The sequence below is a fragment of the Nocardiopsis sp. CC223A genome (genome assembly GCF_030766825.1).
Taxonomy (GTDB): Bacteria; Actinomycetota; Actinomycetes; order Streptosporangiales; family Streptosporangiaceae; genus Nocardiopsis.
The window spans coordinates 19184-35977 of sequence record NZ_JASFDV010000023.1 but is presented as its reverse complement, the minus strand read 5'-3'; the positions used below and the strand labels follow the sequence as shown (position 1 = coordinate 35977).

The window sequence follows — 16794 nt, the reverse complement described above, 5'->3', positions numbered from 1 at the left end:
TCCGGTCAGCGGGTGAGGCGGTCGATGGCCTCGGTGGCGGCGGTGTGCGGTTCTTTGTCGGTGTGTCCGGCGCCTTCGATGATGTGCAGGGTGGCGGCGGGCCAGTGTCGGGAGAGGTGCCAGGCGGTGTCGGCGGGGCCGCTGATGTCGAGGCGGCCGTGGATGAGGGCGCCGGGCAGGTGGGCGATGCGGCCCATGTTCTGTACCAGGTGGTGTTCGGGGAGGAAGGCGTGGTCGGCCCAGTAGTGGGTGACCAGGCGGGCGAAGCGGAGCTGGACGTCCAGGGGGCGGGTGGACAGGAACGGGGTGAAGGCGGCGGTGGTGGCCATGTGGGTGTCCTCCCACCGGCACCAGGCCCGTGCGGCGTCCTCGCGCACGGCCGGGTCGGGGTCGGCCAGGAGGCGGGCGTAGGCGGCGGGGAGGCGGTGGGGGTCGGCGCCGGGTCCGGCGGCGTCGCGGAAGGCCTCCCATTGTTCGGGGAAGACGCGGCCCATGGTGTGGGTGAGCCAGTGCACCTCCTGGGCCGAGGTGGTGGTGACCGCGACCAGGACCAGTGCCCGCACCCGGTCGGGGTGGGCCTGGGCGTAGGCCAGTGCGAGGGTGGAGCCCCAGGAGGTGCCCACCACAAGCCAGGAGTCGATGCCGCGGGCGGTGCGCAGTGCCTCGATGTCGTCGATGAGGTGGGCGGTGGTGTTGGTGGCCAGGTCTGTTGAGGCCAGGCCGGCGTCGGGGGTGGAGCGGCCCGCGCCGCGCTGGTCGAACAGGACGGTGCGGTGGCGGTCGGGGTCGAAGAGGTTCGCGAGTCCGGGGTGGGCGCCGGCGCCGGGGCCGCCGTGCAGGACCAGGCACGGGGTCCCGTCGGGGGTGCCGTGTTCCTCCCAGTACAGGGTGTTGGCGTCGGTGACGGGCAGGTGTCCGTGGGTGTGCGGGGTCGGCATGGGGTGCTCCTTGTGGTGGGGGGCAGGATTTCAGCGCTGTTCGAGAGGAGTGGGGGCGGGCGTAGGGTCCGTGCCAGGTGCCCCGGGTGCGGGGTGGGGCGGGAAGGGGGTCGCGGCGGTGGGCGATGCGGTGGAGCGGGCGCGGACGCCGGGTGAGGCGGTGCGGGCGTTGGTGCAGGCCGGTGAGGTGGATCCGGTGGCGGTGGAGCGGGTGCTGGTGCGGGTGTTGGCGGGTACCCCGGTGGGGGAGTTCGTGGATGCGGCCGGGTTGGCGCGGTTGGTGGTGGCGGTGGCGGGTGTGGAGGGGGCTGCGGAGGCGTTGGTGCAGGTCGCGGAGGTGGCGTCGGTGGTGCAGGTGTTGGATCCGGTGGCGCAGCGGGCGGTGCGGATCCGGTTGCGGCACCGGGCCGCGGCGGGTGCTTTGGGTTGACCCTCGGGGCGGGTGGTGTCCGGTCGCCGTGCGGGGTGGGCGTGGGATCCTGGTCCCTCAAGACGAGGGGGGTTCGTGTGGGTGAGGGCGGGTTCGCGGAGTTCTGGGGTGAGCACCGGTTGTGCATGCTGGCCTCGCCCCGGCCGGACGGGTCGATCCACCAGGTTCCGGTGGGCGCCACCTATGACGCCGATCTGGGTGTGGTGCGGGTGATCTGCGACGGGGGCAGTTTCAAGGCCCGCAATCTGGCGGCGCATCCGGGGGTGCGGGTGTCGGTGTCGCAGGTGCAGGGGCGGCGCTGGTGCACGGTGGAGGGTCCGGCGGTGGTGTCCGATGACCCCGGGCGGGTGGCGGAGGCGGTGCGCCGCTACGGCGAGCGCTACCGGGAGCCGCGGCCCAACCCGGCCCGGGTGGTCATCGAGGTCACCGTCGAACGCGTTCTGGGGAACGTGCGCCCGGACTAGGTGGGGCGGGCCAGGGTGATGACCTCCGGCGAGGCCGGGGTGAGGGGGGTGCGGTCCCAGTTCCCGTGGCGTTCGACCTGTGCGAGCCCGGCGGCGGCCAGCAGGGTGTCCAGGTGGTCGGTGGTCAGGAACCGCAGGGTGCTGACCGTGGACAGGATCTCTCGGCCGTCGGTGCCGGTGGTGGTGGAGGTGAACGTCACCAGCCCTTCGGGGGTGATGGGGCGGGCGTCGTGGACGTCGGTGACGGTGCGGCCGTCGGGCAGGGTCCCGGTCCGGGCGTGGTCGGGGGTCCACCGCTCCCAGGCGCGGGCGGTGATGTTGCGGGTCTCGAACGCTATCAGCCCGCCGGGGTTCAGGGCGGTGCGCATGGCGGTGAGGGCGTCGACGACGGCGGTGTCGGTGAGGAGTTCCTGGAAGGCGTGGCCGGTCATGGTGGCCAGGTCGAATCCGCCTTCCCAGGTGTGGGTGGACAGGTCGCCGCGGATCCAGTCGACCTCTTCGGTGTGGGAGCGGGCCACCTGGAGCATGGCGTCGGCCGGGTCCAGGCCGACCAGGCGGCCGGTGTGGCCGCGTTCGCGGGCGGTGCGCAGGATCAGGCCGGTGCCGCAGCCCACGTCCAGGGCGGCGGGGGCGTCCATGACGAGGTCGAGGTAGAAGTCGTCGCAGGCCGCCCAGGGGTTGAAGGCGTCGTAGAGGGCGGCGACGGCGGGGTCGTCGTAGGGGTTGTGCATCCGCCGAGTATGTCCGGGGTCTGTGGGGTGCGCATCGGGTTTTCGACACCGGTCCCCCTGCGGTGGGTGTGTTCGGGGCGTCCCCGCCCCGGCATGGCGGACAGGGGTCCTGGCGTGGTGTGCTCCCGGGTGGTCGAGTTGCGTCGGTACACGTTGCGTCCGGGGCGGCGCGAGGACCTCATCGGGTTGTTCGACGCCGGGTTCGTCGAGACCCGGGAGGCGGTGGGGATGGCGGTGCTGGGCCGGTTCCGGGACCTGGACGATGCGGACCGGTTCGTGTGGCCGCGGGGGTGCGCCGGCGGGGCCTGGAGGCGTTCTACGGGGGTCCGGTGTGGGCCGAGCGGCCCCGCGGCCAACGACACGATGGTCGACTCCGACGATGTCCTGCTGTTGCGCCCGGTGGGCGGGGGCCTGGTGGTGGATCCGTCGGGGCGGGCGCGGGTGGGGGCGCCGGCCCCGGGCCGGTTCGTCGCCGTCACCGTGTGGTCCTTCCCCGTGGGCGATGCGGCGGGTCCGGCGCTGGTGCGGGACGCTCTGGTGCCGGTGCTGGGGCAGGTGGGGCCCGCTCCGCTCGCGGTGCTGGTCACGGAGGAGGCGCCCGGCACCTTCCCGCGGTTGCCGGTGCGCACCGGGGAGAATGTCGCCGTCGTGGTGGTGTCCTATGCGGATGAGGGCGCCCACCGGCGGCACTGGGACGCGGTTCGTGCGCACTGCGCCGGGCGCGAGGCGTTGGGGCGGGTGGCGCCGGTGGAGACCCTCGGGTCGGCTCCGGCGGGGCGCTCGCTCCTGCGCTGACGGTTCGCCGTCCGGCGAACCGTCCCGGTGGGATGCTGGTGGTATGTCCTCTCACGCGCATGAGACGGCCGCGTTGGCGGCCCTGCTGGCCGATCCGACCCGGGCCGGGGTGTGTTTGGCGTTGGCGGACGGGCGGGCGTGGACCGCCACCGAGCTGTGCCGGCACACCGGGGTGGGCGCCTCCACCATGAGCGCCCATCTGGGGCGGCTGATCGGTGGCGGTGTGCTGGTCGAGCGCAGGCAGGGGCGGCACCGGTACGTGGCCCTGGCCGACGGGGAGATCACCGCCCTGGTGGAGGCGTTGGCCGCCCGGGCCGCACCCGCTGCGACGACGGCGCCGACCCTGCGCGCCCACCGTGCCCGGGAGGCGATGGCCCGGGCGCGCACGTGTTACGACCATCTGGCCGGGGCGCTGGGGTGTGCGGTGGCCGAGGCGATGGTGGGGCGGGGGCTGCTCACCGCCGACCTGGGGGTGACCGGGGCGGGCCGGGCGTGGTTCGCGGATCTGGGCGCCCCGTTGCCGGAGCGGGGGCGGCGGCCGTTGGCGCGGGCCTGTCTGGACTGGACCGAGCGGCGCCACCACCTGGCGGGGGCGGCCGGGGCGGTGCTGTGCGCGCACGCGTTCGCGGCGGGGTGGTGTGAGCGGGTGGGGTCCTCGCGGGCGGTGCGGGTGACCGGGGCCGGGCGCCGGGCGTGGGGTGCGGTCCTGGATATTTCGTCGGAGGACGAAGTGTCCGCCTTCTAGGGTCGTTCCATGACTTCTCGTACTCCTGTTCCGGCCGTGGTGGCGGCCGGGGTGACGGTCCTGTTGTGGGCGTCGGCGTTCGTGTCCATCCGGATCACCGGTGGGTTCTACTCCCCCGGGGCGTTGGCCCTGGGGCGGTTGTTGGCCGGGGCGCTGGTGCTGGGCGCCCTGCTGCTGGTGACCCGGTCGGGGTGGCCGGCCCGGGCGGCGTGGCCGGGGATCGTGTGCTCGGGGCTGTTGTGGTTCGGGGTGTACATGGTGGCGTTGAACTGGGGTGAGCGGGAGGTCGACGCCGGGACCGCGGCCCTGTTGGTGAACATCGGGCCGGTGCTGATCGCGCTGTTGAGCGTGGCGTGGCTGGGTGAGCGGTTGACGGTGTGGCTGGTGGTGGGCGGTGCGGTGGCGTTCGCGGGTGCGGCGGTGGTGGGGCTGACCACGGCCGGGCCCGGGCATGTGACCTGGACGGGTGTGGTGCTGTGCCTGGTGGCGGCGGTGACCTACGCGGTCGGGGTGGTGGCGCAAAAGCCCGCGCTGGCGCACGCGAGCCCGTTGCAGGTGGCGGGGTGGGGGTGCATCGTCGGGGCGGTGGCGTGCCTGCCCTTCGCCCCGGTGCTGGTGGCCGAGGCCGCGGTGGCGCCGTGGTGGGCGAGTGCGAACGTGGTGTACCTGGGGGTGTTCCCCACGGCGGTCGCGTTCACCACGTGGGGGTTCGCCCTGTCGCACATGAGTGCGGCGCGGTTGGGTGCGACCACGTATCTGGTTCCGGCGCTGGTGGTGGTGTTGTCGTGGGCGCTGTTGGGTGAGGTGCCCACGGCGGGTGGTCTGGTGGGCGGGGTGTTGTGCCTGGTGGGGGTGGCGCTCTCGCGGCGGCGGTCGGTGCCGCGTCCGGTGGTCGGCGAGCCGGGTCCGGTGTCGCGCTGACCGGTGCGGCCCGCCCGGCGTTGGAGGGGGAGCCGCACGCCCGGGCGGGGGTGGTGGTGTCGCGGACGACGGGTTCCAGGGCGGGCGTTGATGCCGCCGGTGGTGTCGGCCTCGTCGACGGCGGTCCGGAGCCCGGTGAGCAGGTGGTGGCCCGCGCCGACCCGGCCGAGCGGGATGAGGGGCCGGGGCGCACCGGTGCGGTGTCGTTGTGCCGGGTGTCTTTCCGACGGGGCCGCCGGGCGGTCGTGTGCGGTCATTGCGTCGGTAGGGGCGGGGCGGACGAGCGGTCATGGGGTGGCAGGATGTGTTCCCCCTGTCGCAGGAATGAGGTGTCCCGTTGAGGTCCCTGGCGAGTGCCGTTCCCGCCCTGGTGGGCGATGCCCGCCCCGCCCGGGAGGTGCAGGTGCTGCGCGGCGGCACCAAGAAGGGGGTGTGGCGGGTGGTCCTGGCGGACGGTTCGCGTGTGGTCGCCTACCGGTGGCACCCCGACCACGACCGCTGGCCCGCCGGGCAGGGGCCGCCCGATCCGGCCGACCCCTTCTCCCACGCCTCGGGGCCGGGGCTGTTCGCGGCGGCGCACGTGCTGCTCACCGAGGCGGGGGTGCGGGTGCCCGCCCTGTACGCCCTGGAGGAGGAGGGCCCCGGTGGGGCGCTGGCGGTGGTGGAGGACGCCGGTCCCACCCTGGAGCATCTGCTGGGCACCGACCCGGGGCGGGCCGCGCCGGTGCTGGAGCACCTGGCCGCGACCCTGGGCGTCCTGCACGGGCGCACCCACCCCGCCTTCGGCAGGGTCGCCCATCTGGCGGGCGGGGGCGCCCCCGCCGCCGCGTCCTGTCACGAGGCGGTCCTGGCCCGGGCGTTGGCGGACCTGGCCGAGGCCGCCCGGCTGGACGCTCGGGTGGAGGCGGCCCGCCCGGCGTTGGAGGGGGAGCTGCACGCCCGGGCGGCACTCATCGAGCCCCGTCCGGGCGGGTACTCGCTGATCCACGGGGAGCTGGGGCCCGACCACGTCCTGGCCACCGCCGACGGGCAGGGCGCCCTCATCGACATCGAGGGGCTGATGTGGTTCGACCACGAGTGGGAGCACGCCTTCCTGCGGTTGCGGTTCGCCGACCACCGGCGCCTGGCCACCCGGCCGTTGGACCCGCACCGGATGGGGTTGTACGCGTTGGCGATGGACCTGTCGCTGGTCGCCGGGCCGTTGCGGTACCTGGCCGACCCCGCGGCGCCCGACCGTGAGGTGATGGCGGCCATCGCCGAACGCGCCCTGGGGCGGGCCCTGGCCCCGGGCGGGCGCGGGGGCGGGTGGTAGGACGGGGGGATGGACGATCTGCGCCACTTGTGGGACACCGACACCGTCTGGCTCAACACCGCCCAGTACGGTATTCCGCCCGCCACCACCCGGGCCGCGCTGGCAGAGCACCTCGACTCCTGGGCGACGGCCACCGGCGACCCCGCCCGGTGGGGGCGCACCACCCGGGAGGCCCGTCGGCGTCTGGGCGCCTTGTTGGGTGTGCCCGGGGGCGATATCGCCCTGGGTGCGGCCACCTCCCAGCTGTTGGGCACCCTGGCGGCGTCCCTGCCCCGGTCGGCGACGGTGCTCGTCCCCGAGGGGGAGTTCGCGTCGGTGCTGTTCCCCTTCCAGGCCCGGGGGGTGCGGGTGCGCACCGTGCCCTTGGACCGGTTGGCGGCGGCGGCCGGTGAGGGGTGCGACGCGGTGGCGTTCAGTGTCGTGCACCCGGGCACCGGGGCGGTGGCGCCGGTGGCCGACATCGCCGCGGCCGCGCGGGGGGTGGGGGCGCTGGTGGTGGGGGACGCCACGCAGGCGGCCGGGTGGCTGCCCCTGGACGCGTCCGGTTTCGACGCGCTGGTGGGTGCCGCCTACAAGTGGCTGATGACGCCGCGCGGTCTGGGGTACGCCTACCTGGCGCCGGCGTTGCAGGAGCGTATGGCCGTGGTCCCCGGTGCGGGGCCGGCCGCGGCGGCGGACCCGGCCGCCCTGTTCGTGGACCGGTTCGTGCCCGCGGCGGGTGCGCGCAGGTTCGACACCTCGCCGAATTGGGTGGCGCACACCGCGGTGGTGGCGTCGTTGGACGTGCTGTTGGGGGTGGGGGTGGACAAGGTGCACGCCCACAATGTGGGGTTGGCGGACCGGTTCCGGGCCCGGTTGGGGTGGGGTCCGGGCGGTTCGGCGATCGTGTCGGTGGATCTGCCGGGGGCGCACGAGCGCCTGGCGGCGGCGGGGATCGCCACGACCGTGCGGGCGGGCCGTACCCGGTTGTCGTTCCACCTGTACAACACCGAGGACGACGTGGACCGGGCCGTCGCCGCGTTGGCGTAGGCGGTCAGCGGGTGCGGGCGGGCACCGTGATGCGGTCCAGGTCCTGGGCCAGGGTGAGGGGTCCGTCGAACTCTTCGGCGGCCTGGGCGGTGAAGAGCGGGTCCTCGTCGGCGCCGTAGCGTTCGGAGATGTGGGTCAGGACCACCGACCGGGCCCGGGCCTGGGCGGCGATGCGGCCGGCCTGGCGGGCGGTGAGGTGGCCGTAGGGTGCGGCCAGGTGTTCTTCGGAGTCCAGGTAGGTGGACTCGATGACGAGCAGGTCCGCGTCCCGGGCGAGTTCGACGGCCTGGGGGCAGGGGGCGGTGTCCATGACGAATGCCATGACCTGCCCGGGCCGGGGTTCGGCGCAGTCGGCCAGTTCCACCCGGTGCCCGTCGGGGGCGGTGACCCGGCCCTGGCGGTGCAGGAGTCCGATGAGGGGGCCGGTGATGCCGTGGGCGGCGAGCCGGTCGGGGAGCATCCGCCACCCGTCGGGTTCGGCGATCCGGTACCCGTAGCAGGGCAGGGAGTGGGTCAGGGGCAGCGCTGTGATGTGCAGGTCCGGTTCGCCCAGGGGGCAGGCGCCGTCCCCGGTGACGGGTTGGGGCACGATGCGGGCGGTGTCGTGGAAGGCGGTGGCGTGGCGCAGCCGCTCGAAGTGGTCGGCGCCGGCGGCGGGGTGTGCCACCGGGACGGGGTGGGGGACCTGGTCGCGGGCGATGCGCTGGATGATGCCGGGCAGGCCCAGGCTGTGGTCGCCGTGGAAGTGGGTGATGCAGATGCGGGTGATGTCGGTGGCCGACAGGCCCGCGGTGCGCATCTGGCGTTGGGTGCCCTCGCCGGGGTCGAAGAGGATGCCGTGGGTGTCCCAGCGCAGGAAGTAGCCGTTGTGGTTGCGCCGTGGGGTGGGGACCGCGCTGGAGGTGCCCAGGACGATGAGTTCGCGTGCCGACATGGGTGCATCCTGCCACGGTGTCCCGGCCCGGGCCGCATGTTCTTCGGCCGGGGGCCGGGGGTCAGCGCAGGCGTTTGAGGGCGGTGGGGGTGAGGTCGGCGGGGGTGGGGTAGCCGTTGACGGCCATGAGCAGGTCGGCCTCGGCCAGCAGTGCGCGCAGGGTGTGCACCAGGCCGGGGACGCCGCCCACGGCCAGGGCGTAGGCGTAGGGGCGGCCCACGGCGACGGCGGTGGCGCCCAGGGCCAGGGCCTTGACGATGTCGGTGCCCGAGCGCACCCCGGAGTCGAAGATGACGGGCAGGTCGGTGGCGGCGGCGACCTCGGGCAGGCAGTGCAGGGCGGGGATGCCGCCGTTGGCCTGGCGGCCGCCGTGGTTGGAGCAGTAGATGGCGTCGACGCCTTCGGCGGCGGCGCGGCGGGCGTCGTCGGGGTGGCAGATGCCCTTGACGATGAGGGGCAGGTCGGTGAGGGAGCGCAGCCAGGGCAGGTCGTCCCAGGTGAGGGGGTTGCCGAAGAGTCCGGCCCAGGTGGCCACCACCTGGTCGGGGGCGGGGTCGGGGCCCACGATTTCGGCGAAGACGGGGTCGGAGGTGTAGTTGGCCAGGCAGTGGCCGCGCAGTTGGGGGAAGTTGGCGGTGGCCAGGTCGCGGGGCCGCCATCCGGTGACCCAGGTGTCCAGGGTGACGACGATGGCTTTGAAGCCGGCCTGTTCGGCGCGGTGTACCAGGCTGGCGGCCAGGTCGCGGTCGGTGGGGGTGTAGAGCTGGAACAGGCCGGGGGTGTCGCCCAGGTGGGGGGTGACCTGCTCCATGGGGTCCTGGGTGAGGGTGGAGGCGATCATGGGCACCCCGGTGGCGGCGGCCGCCTGTGCGGTGGCGATGTCGCCGTGGCCGTCCTGGGAGCACAGGCCGATGACGCCGACGGGGGCCATGAGCAGGGGTGAGGGCAGGGTGATGCCGCACAGGTCCACCGACAGGTCGCGTTCGGCGGCGCCGACGAACATGCGCGGGTACAGGCCCCAGTCGGTGAAGGCGGCGGCGTTGGCGTCCTGGGTGTGCTCGTCGCCGGCGCCGCCGGCGACGTAGGACCAGATGCCGGGGGGCAGGGCGCGGTGGGCGCGTTCGGCCAGGTCGGTGAAGGTCATCGGGTGGTCGGGGACGACGCCGGTGAGGCCGTTGAGGTAGATCTCCAGCTGGTAGTCGCCGTAGCGCGGGCTCATGGTGGTCCTTGTTCGCGGCAGGGGGGTGATGTGGCTCACAGCCTGCAAGTTGACATGCCGATGTGTCAAGAGTGGGGCGGGCGGGTCCGCGCGGGGCGGTCAGGGGGCGGTGCGGCGTGAGCGCAGCAGCGGCAGGTACACCTCGGCGATGTCGGCGCCCACCCGGTCGGCGTCCTGCGAGCGGTCCCCCAGCACCCAGTCGACGACCAGTTCGTTGGCCGCCCCCACCAGCGCCAGCGCCTGTTTGCGGAAGGGCCGGTCCACCAGGTGTCCGCGGGCCGCGCCGCGGGCGTAGGCGGTGTCGATGAGGTCGGCGATGGTGTGGCGGGCGCGGCGGCGGCGCTCCTCCATGGCGGGGCTGACCCCCACGCTCTCCAGCGAGATGACCCGGGGGCGGCGGGGGTCGGCCATGACGAAGCCCAGGTAGGCGTTCAGGGCCGCCATGACCTGGTCCTCGAAGTTCTCCCGGGTGTCCAGGGCCGTGGTCATCACGTCCAGGGCCAGGTCCAGGAGCTCGTCGTACACGGCGCGCAGGGCGGCCTCGCGGTCGGCGAAGTGTTCGTAGAAGTAGCGGTTGGTGAGTTCGGCGCGGGCGCAGATCCCGCCGACCGTGGCGGCCCGGAACCCCACCGTGCCGAACTCCTCCAGGGCGGCGTCCAGCAGGCGGCGGCGCCGGACCCGCTGGCGCTCGTCGGGGGTCATCCCCCGCCAGGGGCGCATCAGTTCCACCCGGGGTCGTGTCATGGCCTCACGGTAGCGGTCGGCGGTGCGGGGGGCCGGCCGCGGCGGCCGGGGTCAGGGCCGGGGGAGCGGGTGCCAGGCCCACAGGTCGGGTTCCACGTAGCGGCCGTGGTCGGCGTCCAGGTCGACGTCGACGGGGCCAGGGCGCCCGGGACGATCTGGCGGCCGCTGCCGGGCAGGTCCGGACCGGCGCCGCCGCTCCTGCACGGTCCCCTCCACCACCATTGATTCCTCGCAGGGGTGCAGCAGGCGGGCGCCGAGCCGCTCGTGGGTGCGCAGTCACGAGTCGAAGACCGTGCCGTCGGGGCGGATCCAGGTGGTGTACTCGGCCATGGAGACGAGGGGGTAGCGGTCCTTGAAGGTGGGGCACAGGGGTGTGGCCGCCTCGCACAGGTGGCGGGCCATGGTCGCGCTCAGGCCGCGCCCCTGGTGGGTGTCGGGGACGGCGATGGTGGGGGCGCGGCCGGCCTAGCGGCTGGCGAAGGACTTCTCCAGAGCCCGGTCGTATCCGCCGTGGGGCAGCTCGTCGGGGGTTCCGTGCCAGGCCAGCGGGGCAGCGTGGCCGCGTGCCATCACCTCCTCACCTTCGAGCAGGACCAGTTAAAAGTCGCAGAAGGCGTCCGGGAGGCATTTCCAGAACCGGGCGTTGGCCTGGTCGTGGAACATGGGCCCGGGCGGGTGAGGTGCCTCGGATCTTCCGGACAGTCTCCCCAACTACAATTGGGGATGCTCGGAAGGAAAAGATAGTTGGCTCGCAGAAAACCGTACTCCCAGGAGTTCAAAGACGAAGCGGTGCGCATGGTGCTCGACGGCCCGCGCCCGATCATCCACGTCGCCAAAGAACTCGGAATCCACGACACCACCCTCGGAAACTGGGTCGCCGCTTACAAACGCGAGCACGGCCAACTCCCCTCCGAGCAGGACCCCGGAAACTCCGCTCGTGAACTTGAGCTCAAACGAGAGAACCGAAAGCTCCGTGAGCAGAACGCCTTCCTAAAAAAAAGCAGCGGCCTTCTTCGCGGCCGAGAATCGATGACCGCTCGATACGAGCTCATCGACGCGGAGAAGGACACCTACGCGATCACGGATATGTGTGCCTGGCTGGACGTCTCACAATCCGGTTACTACGACTGGAGGAACCGACCCGAACCAGCTTCGGAAAAGAGGCGGGACCGGCTGAGATCGGTCATCACCGCAGTTTTCGACGCCAACCACGAGACCTACGGCTACCGGCGCGTCCACGCCGTGCTGCGGCGTTCCGGCGAGCGGGCCGGTCCGGAGCTGGTCCGCCGCTTCATGCGCGACCTGGGGCTCCATGCCTGCCAGCCGCGCCCCTGGAGACCGGCGACCACCGACGCCGACCGCCACCACCGCATCCCCGACCTGATCGATCGCGACTTCACCGCCGAGCGGCCGGGCGCGAAATTCGTGGGAGACGTCACCTACATCCCCACCTGGGAGGGATTTCTCTACCTGGCTACCGTGATCGACTGCCACACCAAGAAAGTCGTCGGCTGGTCGATGGGTGAAAACTATAAAACGCCGCTCGTGAAAGCGGCGCTCGAAATGACTGCGACGAACACCGAAATCGAGATGGGGGAGGTGTTCCACTCCGACCGTGGGTCGAACTACACCTCGCTGGACTTCGCGGCAAAACTTGAATCGATGGGGATGCGACAATCGGTTGGGCGGACCGGGGTCTGCTGGGACAACGCGATGGCCGAGTCGTTCTTCGGAGCCTTGAAGAACGAGTGGCTGAACCGCTTCGAGTTCACCAGTAGGGCCAAGGCCAGGCGCGAGGTTGTCAAATACATCGAAGGGTTCCATAATCGTCTTCGGCTCCACTCCGGCCTGGGCTACAGGACCCCGCAAGATGTCGAAGACGGGTATCTGATTTATCGACTCGCCGCCTAATGCCATCGCAAAGACGCTGTCCGGAAAATTCGTGGCCCCTCAATCACCGTTCGGGAGGACGGGACCGTGCTCGTGCCCGGCCTCGACAAGATGCCGTACCCGGTCGCGTTCCTGCGTTTCGTCGCCCAATCGCAGTCGGTCGCCGGTTTGTGGCCGCGCGACCTGCAGGACGTCACCGAAACCGTGACCGGAGACGGCGTTCGGCCGTTGGTGCGGGTCTGCGGAGTCGACGCGGTGCTGGCCTGACACGGCCCAGGACCACGGTGGTGCCATCACCCAGGGCACAAGCCCGGTCGGCCTGCCCCCGGCGGCAGAGCGCCGCAGGGCTCCAGCGCTCGGTTCTGGGGGGCGAGGCTCGGGTGTGCACCGTGCGGGGTGAGAAGCGGCTCGCGACCGGTGCGGCGTGGGCACGGCCCCGGCGGTACGCACCCTGGTGGGTGAACGCTCCGGCGGCCCGCCTGCGGGGACGCCGGCATGGTCCTGCCCGGCGCCCGCGGTAGTGGACTCCTCCGCAGGGCGACCACCAGGGGTATCGGCGGCCGCTGGTAGCGTCAGGCCCCATGCAGGCCACGCGACACCGTGTCGACGACGACTTCCGCAAGCGCATCGCGGACCCCAAGGAGATCCGGTACCTGGCAGCACTTCCACGATCTGCAACACATCAGGTCCCAGGTGAGCACCCTCCGGGACATGAGCCGCCTTTTGTTGGACCACCTGGGGGCCTGGTCGGTCACCGACCCCGGCCTGTCTCAGGACCGCAGGCACCTGGACCGGGTGCTGTGGACCGCCGCGGAGGCCGCCGGCGGTGTACTGGAGTGCCTCATGGCCCCTGAGGGGGATCTACGGATCCCGATCACCATCATGGGCGACGTGCTGAGCAACATGGAGGATGTCCACGACGACCTCAACCCCCGATTCCGGCCTACGGTCGATATGGACCTCACCCCGAAGGTGTGGGTGGAGGCCTTCGAGCTGGCGGTGGTCAGCGGCCGGGTGTGGGAGCGGGACCTGGTGATCGGTCCGCTGTACCGGCAGGACTTCGTCGCCGTGCTCCACGAGATCGCTCGGACGAAGCCCTACCCAGTAGCCGACCTGGCACAGGTGGACGCGCTGAGCCTGTACCTGACACCGATAGGTCATCGCGAGCCCCGCCCCGAGGTGGCGCTGCGCAGGCCCACTGGCTCTGAGCTGGAGGCGGCGGTGCGGGCTATGGACTCCGCAGGGAAGCTGTCCAGGGAGCAGACGCTGCTGCGCGTCCTGCTCAACGACAACCAGAGCCGGTTCGAGGACGCGTTGGCCGATCACCTGGACCGGTACCGGCAGGAGATGGGCACCGCCCCGGACCCGGCGCCGCGCACCCTGCTGCCAGTGGGCGTGATCGCGGTGGTCGCGTTGGCCGTCCAGGTGCACGGGTGGCGGGTGGACCCGGGCTCGGAGTATGTGCCCCAGGTGTGGGTGCAAGCTCCGGCCGGGGCGCCGCCCGTGTGAACCTGACCGCCGGTGCGGCCACCTGGGACGGGGGCCGTAACGGTGGTGAGGGCTCCGGGGCTGCCACCGGTGGCCGCGATGGATCCGTCCGGTGGTGCGCTGCTGCAGATGGGTCGGAGATGCCCCACCCTAGGGGCGCGGGTAGGGGCCACCGCCCCGCCAGGGCCGGATCTCACCGTCGCCCGCCCCGCGTCGTGGCGGGACTGGTGGCGAGCGCGCTGTCGATCGTCTTCAGCAGGGTCTTCTTCGTGACCTCGGCGCGGATCCGCACGAGGGCGTCCCGGTCCTGTGCGGTACCGCGCCCGCCGAGGATCCGCACGGCGGCGGTGGCCATCCGCTCCGCGCGCAGCTGTTTGGATCCCCCCAGGCCGGTACCGGCGAACACGGCCAGCGGCTCCAGGACCTGCACCACCCACGGCGTCTGCTCCCGGGGCAACAGGTCGGCGCACCACACCATGCCGGTGAGGATGTCGTGGACGTGGGGCCGCAGGTAAGGGGAGTGGGTCTCGCCTTTCTCGGCCGGTGCGGCGGGCAGGGCCGGGACCAGGGCGAGCACCGCCCGCACGGTCGAGGCGGGATCGTCCAGGGCGTTGAGGAAAAGGGTGGTCCGGCGCCGCCACGCCTTGGTGGGACGGGTTCCGGTCGGTGTCAGCAAGTGCACGAACAGGTCGGCCAGGCCCGGGGTTGCGTGCAGGGCGGGGTGGTGTTCTCTGAGCACGTCGCCGAAGACGTCACCGGGGACGAACAGTTCGTCCATGGGTCGGGGGTCGCCTAGGCGCAGCAGGAGGTGCAGGGCGCGGATTTGGAGTGCGCCGATCACCGGGTTCGCCCGGTACACCGGGCGGGCGAACCTGTTGTAGATCAGGGTGCGCAGCGCACGGATCCGCTCACGGTGGGGCTCCAGGGCCGTATCGGCCGCGCCCTCGCAGATTTGAAGGCAGTCATACAGGGGGATGAGACCGAGCAGGGTGGCGTCCAGCAGCAGCTCCACCTGGGTGCGGTCCCACGGCTCCCCAGTGGTAATGAGGTGGTCGGCCACCGCGGCGTACAGGTGGTCGGACTTGAGCAGCCGGTCGTCGTTGGCGTGGTAAGCCGATCGTTGTCCGGTGATGAGCAGGCTCCAGATGAGCGCGCGCCAGCGCAGGTCGGCGTCCAACGGGTCGGTGACGGTGCGGGGGCCGCGGCCTTCGAGCAGGAGCGAGGACAGCCGCGGACCGCGGTAGGCCTTCTCGGCGTTCGCACTGATCTCGGTGTGCAGGTCGGCGACGACGTCGGGCAGACCGGGCACGTACAGCCGCGCGAGGATGTCCGGGGCCGTGTCGGGGAACCGGTGGTCTGCGGCGATGCGGGTCGCCCACGCGCGGGCTTGAAGGGTGGGTGCGGTGGTCGGCGTCATGGGGTCCTCATTGGGGGGAGGGCACGGGGTACTCACGCTAGTGAGGGGTGGTGACCGACCGCCCCTCGGGCCGCGGCGGGCCGGGGGTGGTCAGGGGGCGCCGTCGTGCATCGCCTGGGCGGTGGGGCACGGCGCCAACACGCGGCGGCCGTGCTCGTCCCGGCAGGTCGGGCACACCTTGGGGGAGCGGGAGGCCCGGGCGGTGCACCGCCACGACTCGGTGGTCGCATCGAAAACGTGGCGGCGCTGGTCCAAGAACACGTCGCGGCCGCATTCGATAAAGGCGGTGTCGGGCGCGTGGGGGTCCAGCAGGGCGCGAGGGTGCTCGCGGACCGGGGTGTGCAGGGCCCGCACGGCCTGGACCTGCGCCTGGTAGCGGTCGGCGCGCACCCGGGCGCGTCGTTCCTTGGCGCGGGCCGCCTCCAGTGCCTCCTGGGCGCGGCGCGCCTGCTGTTGTCCGTCGTGGGCAGCGCGGGTCAGCGCGGCCAGATCCGGCAGCACCTCGGGGTCGGCGTCGGCCGCCTGCTCGGTGAGGCGGATGCTGCGCGCCACCCACCCCGGGCCGGTGGCTGATCAGCCCGTAGGAGGCGAGCTGGCGCAGGTGGTGGGCGACGGTGGAGGGGCTGGAGACGCCGACCCGGTCGCCGATCTCGCGTTGGCTCGGGGCGTGGCCCTTCTCCTGGGTCAGGGCTTCGATGGCGTGCAGGATGGAGCCCTGGGTGGCGGTGAGGGTACGGGGCATCGGGACGACTTTCTCTACCGTGCGCGGGTGGGTTCGTCGGGCTCCTGAGCGTCGAGCGGTGTGCGGTATCCCTCGATGACCTCCCACCGTCCCGCGGACAGGGCGCGGGCGACCGTGGCCAGGTCGCGGACGTTCTTCCGGGAGGTGGGCCCTTTGAACAGGTAGACGGGATCGTTCCCGCCGATGGACAAGGCCGGACGGGAGGCGTCTCGGGCGAGGAGGCGCATGAGCGCGTACCAGGCGTTCAAGGGGTCCTCCGGTGCGAGGGGTCCGTCCGGGCTGGGGCCGTTGACCAGCAGCGTCAGGAAGTGGTTGCCCAGAGCGGCCTGCTCCGCCTGGACCTGTGCGGGGTCCCCGTTGTCGATCTCGACGGCCGCTTTGATGGCGTCGCGGACCTGCTGTGGGAGCTCGGCCTGGTCATGGGGGGCTTCGTCCCCGGCCTGCCACCGGGGCGGTTCTACCGTGGCCAGCACCGTGCGGCCGCGCCCGTTGGCGAGGGCGTCTCCGGTGACCCATAGGTCCAGCAGCGGGGTCTCCATCTCCAGGGTCGGCCGACCGGCGAGGTGCTCGGCGTAGAGGCCGCGGTCGATCGGGCCGAGCCCCAGCAGATCGGCGCTGCACCAGTGGGGGCCCTGCCCAGTGAACTGCACCGCCCGGGTCACACCGGCGCTCTCGCGCACGACCCGCAGCGCCGCCAGTGGGCCGCGTGCGGGGTGGGCGTCCCTGACCTGTGCGTAGGCCGCGCCCTCAAGGTGCTCCCATGCCTGGTCCAGCTCGATGGTCCAGGTGACCAGGTGCGTGAGCAGGGCCAGGGTCTGTGCGGGCGGAGCGATGAGGGGGATATCCCCGCGCTCACGCGGGCGTGCTCCCAGGAGCGGTAGGCGAGGAGGAAGCGCCCGTCGGGGAGACCGGGGGCGGGGGTCGATGCATGCATCAGGAACTCCGTTCCACAAAGAGGGATCGGTATTTTTGCAGATCATCACGACATTGCGGTA

Annotated in this window: 20 protein-coding genes and 1 pseudogene; 10 read left to right on the top strand and 11 right to left on the bottom strand. The window is 72.5% G+C overall.

Going from position 1 to position 16794, the window contains the following annotated elements; all coding sequences use genetic code 11:
• Window positions 1-5: 5 nt before the first annotated feature.
• Complete coding sequence (gene pip, locus QJS33_RS11955) at window positions 6-938, bottom strand: prolyl aminopeptidase (RefSeq protein ID WP_306368000.1); 933 nt, start codon at window positions 936-938, stop codon at window positions 6-8.
• Window positions 939-1056: 118 nt separating this feature from the next.
• On the opposite strand from pip, the gene QJS33_RS11950 reads away from it, so the two are divergent.
• Together QJS33_RS11950 and QJS33_RS11945 are read left to right on the top strand one after the other, a co-directional pair.
• Entirely contained in the window at window positions 1057-1368 is a 312-nt protein-coding gene (locus QJS33_RS11950) for a hypothetical protein (protein WP_306367999.1), read from the top strand.
• A 77-nt stretch (window positions 1369-1445) separates the two neighbouring features.
• Window positions 1446-1832 carry a pyridoxamine 5'-phosphate oxidase family protein gene (locus QJS33_RS11945; protein ID WP_306367998.1) on the top strand — a complete coding sequence of 129 codons (387 nt, stop codon included), beginning with the start codon at window positions 1446-1448 and terminating at the stop codon, window positions 1830-1832.
• Here the strand turns inward: QJS33_RS11945 and QJS33_RS11940 are convergent.
• Entirely contained in the window at window positions 1829-2563 is a 735-nt protein-coding gene (locus tag QJS33_RS11940) for a trans-aconitate 2-methyltransferase (RefSeq protein WP_306367997.1), read from the bottom strand. The genes QJS33_RS11945 and QJS33_RS11940 overlap by 4 nt on opposite strands.
• A gap of 129 nt (window positions 2564-2692) precedes the next feature.
• Between QJS33_RS11940 and QJS33_RS11935 the strand changes: the two genes are divergently transcribed.
• The 5 genes from QJS33_RS11935 (at window position 2693) to QJS33_RS11915 (ending at window position 7365) form a co-directional block, all read left to right on the top strand.
• Window positions 2693-3358 (top strand): hypothetical protein, encoded by a 666-nt coding sequence (locus QJS33_RS11935; protein ID WP_306367996.1) that lies wholly within the window; start codon window positions 2693-2695, stop codon window positions 3356-3358.
• 43 nt (window positions 3359-3401) lie between these two features.
• On the top strand, window positions 3402-4103 hold the full coding sequence (locus QJS33_RS11930; protein ID WP_306367995.1) for a helix-turn-helix transcriptional regulator: 702 nt from the start codon (window positions 3402-3404) through the stop codon (window positions 4101-4103).
• A 9-nt stretch (window positions 4104-4112) separates the two neighbouring features.
• Window positions 4113-5024, top strand: coding sequence for a DMT family transporter (locus tag QJS33_RS11925; protein ID WP_306367994.1), 912 nt, complete (start codon window positions 4113-4115; stop codon window positions 5022-5024).
• 337 nt (window positions 5025-5361) lie between these two features.
• Window positions 5362-6336, top strand: a complete 975-nt coding sequence (locus QJS33_RS11920; RefSeq protein ID WP_306367993.1) for a phosphotransferase — start codon at window positions 5362-5364, stop codon at window positions 6334-6336.
• Window positions 6337-6345: 9 nt separating this feature from the next.
• Window positions 6346-7365 carry an aminotransferase class V-fold PLP-dependent enzyme gene (locus QJS33_RS11915; protein WP_306367992.1) on the top strand — a complete coding sequence of 340 codons (1020 nt, stop codon included), beginning with the start codon at window positions 6346-6348 and terminating at the stop codon, window positions 7363-7365.
• A 4-nt stretch (window positions 7366-7369) separates the two neighbouring features.
• On the opposite strand, the gene QJS33_RS11910 is transcribed toward QJS33_RS11915, so the two are convergent.
• The 5 genes from QJS33_RS11910 to QJS33_RS11890 all read right to left on the bottom strand — a co-directional run bounded on the left by QJS33_RS11910 (window position 7370) and on the right by QJS33_RS11890 (window position 10664).
• Window positions 7370-8299 (bottom strand): ribonuclease Z, encoded by a 930-nt coding sequence (locus QJS33_RS11910; protein ID WP_306367991.1) that lies wholly within the window; start codon window positions 8297-8299, stop codon window positions 7370-7372.
• A gap of 61 nt (window positions 8300-8360) precedes the next feature.
• A complete protein-coding gene (locus tag QJS33_RS11905; protein WP_306367990.1) occupies window positions 8361-9518 on the bottom strand; it encodes an alpha-hydroxy-acid oxidizing protein in 1158 nt (385 codons plus the stop codon).
• 99 nt (window positions 9519-9617) lie between these two features.
• Window positions 9618-10262, bottom strand: a complete 645-nt coding sequence (locus tag QJS33_RS11900) for a TetR/AcrR family transcriptional regulator (protein WP_306367989.1) — start codon at window positions 10260-10262, stop codon at window positions 9618-9620.
• A gap of 51 nt (window positions 10263-10313) precedes the next feature.
• Window positions 10314-10481 carry a hypothetical protein gene (locus tag QJS33_RS11895; protein WP_306367988.1) on the bottom strand — a complete coding sequence of 56 codons (168 nt, stop codon included), beginning with the start codon at window positions 10479-10481 and terminating at the stop codon, window positions 10314-10316.
• 57 nt (window positions 10482-10538) lie between these two features.
• The gene (locus QJS33_RS11890) at window positions 10539-10664 is read right to left on the bottom strand and encodes a hypothetical protein (protein WP_306367987.1); all 126 of its coding nucleotides are present in this window, start codon (window positions 10662-10664) and stop codon (window positions 10539-10541) included.
• 342 nt (window positions 10665-11006) lie between these two features.
• On the opposite strand from QJS33_RS11890, the gene QJS33_RS11885 reads away from it, so the two are divergent.
• The 3 genes from QJS33_RS11885 (at window position 11007) to QJS33_RS11875 (ending at window position 13661) form a co-directional block, all read left to right on the top strand.
• Window positions 11007-12173 carry an IS3 family transposase gene (locus tag QJS33_RS11885; protein ID WP_306367986.1) on the top strand — a complete coding sequence of 389 codons (1167 nt, stop codon included), beginning with the start codon at window positions 11007-11009 and terminating at the stop codon, window positions 12171-12173.
• A gap of 66 nt (window positions 12174-12239) precedes the next feature.
• Window positions 12240-12419: a hypothetical protein gene (locus tag QJS33_RS11880; protein ID WP_306367985.1), complete on the top strand. Its 180-nt coding sequence runs from the start codon at window positions 12240-12242 to the stop codon at window positions 12417-12419.
• Between the two features lie 444 nt (window positions 12420-12863).
• Window positions 12864-13661, top strand: coding sequence for an Imm49 family immunity protein (locus tag QJS33_RS11875; protein WP_306367984.1), 798 nt, complete (start codon window positions 12864-12866; stop codon window positions 13659-13661).
• Window positions 13662-13833: 172 nt separating this feature from the next.
• Here the strand turns inward: QJS33_RS11875 and QJS33_RS11870 are convergent, their stop codons facing one another.
• The 4 genes and pseudogenes from QJS33_RS11870 to QJS33_RS11860 form a co-directional block, all read right to left on the bottom strand.
• The gene (locus QJS33_RS11870) at window positions 13834-15057 is read right to left on the bottom strand and encodes a hypothetical protein (RefSeq protein ID WP_306367983.1); all 1224 of its coding nucleotides are present in this window, start codon (window positions 15055-15057) and stop codon (window positions 13834-13836) included.
• Window positions 15058-15147: 90 nt separating this feature from the next.
• A complete protein-coding gene (locus QJS33_RS11865; RefSeq protein ID WP_306367982.1) occupies window positions 15148-15609 on the bottom strand; it encodes a hypothetical protein in 462 nt (153 codons plus the stop codon).
• 16 nt (window positions 15610-15625) lie between these two features.
• A pseudogene (locus QJS33_RS31405) lies at window positions 15626-15799 on the bottom strand (LexA family protein); the annotation flags it as partial.
• A gap of 14 nt (window positions 15800-15813) precedes the next feature.
• The gene (locus QJS33_RS11860) at window positions 15814-16752 is read right to left on the bottom strand and encodes a hypothetical protein (RefSeq protein WP_306367981.1); all 939 of its coding nucleotides are present in this window, start codon (window positions 16750-16752) and stop codon (window positions 15814-15816) included.
• Between the last annotated feature and the right edge of the window lie 42 nt (window positions 16753-16794).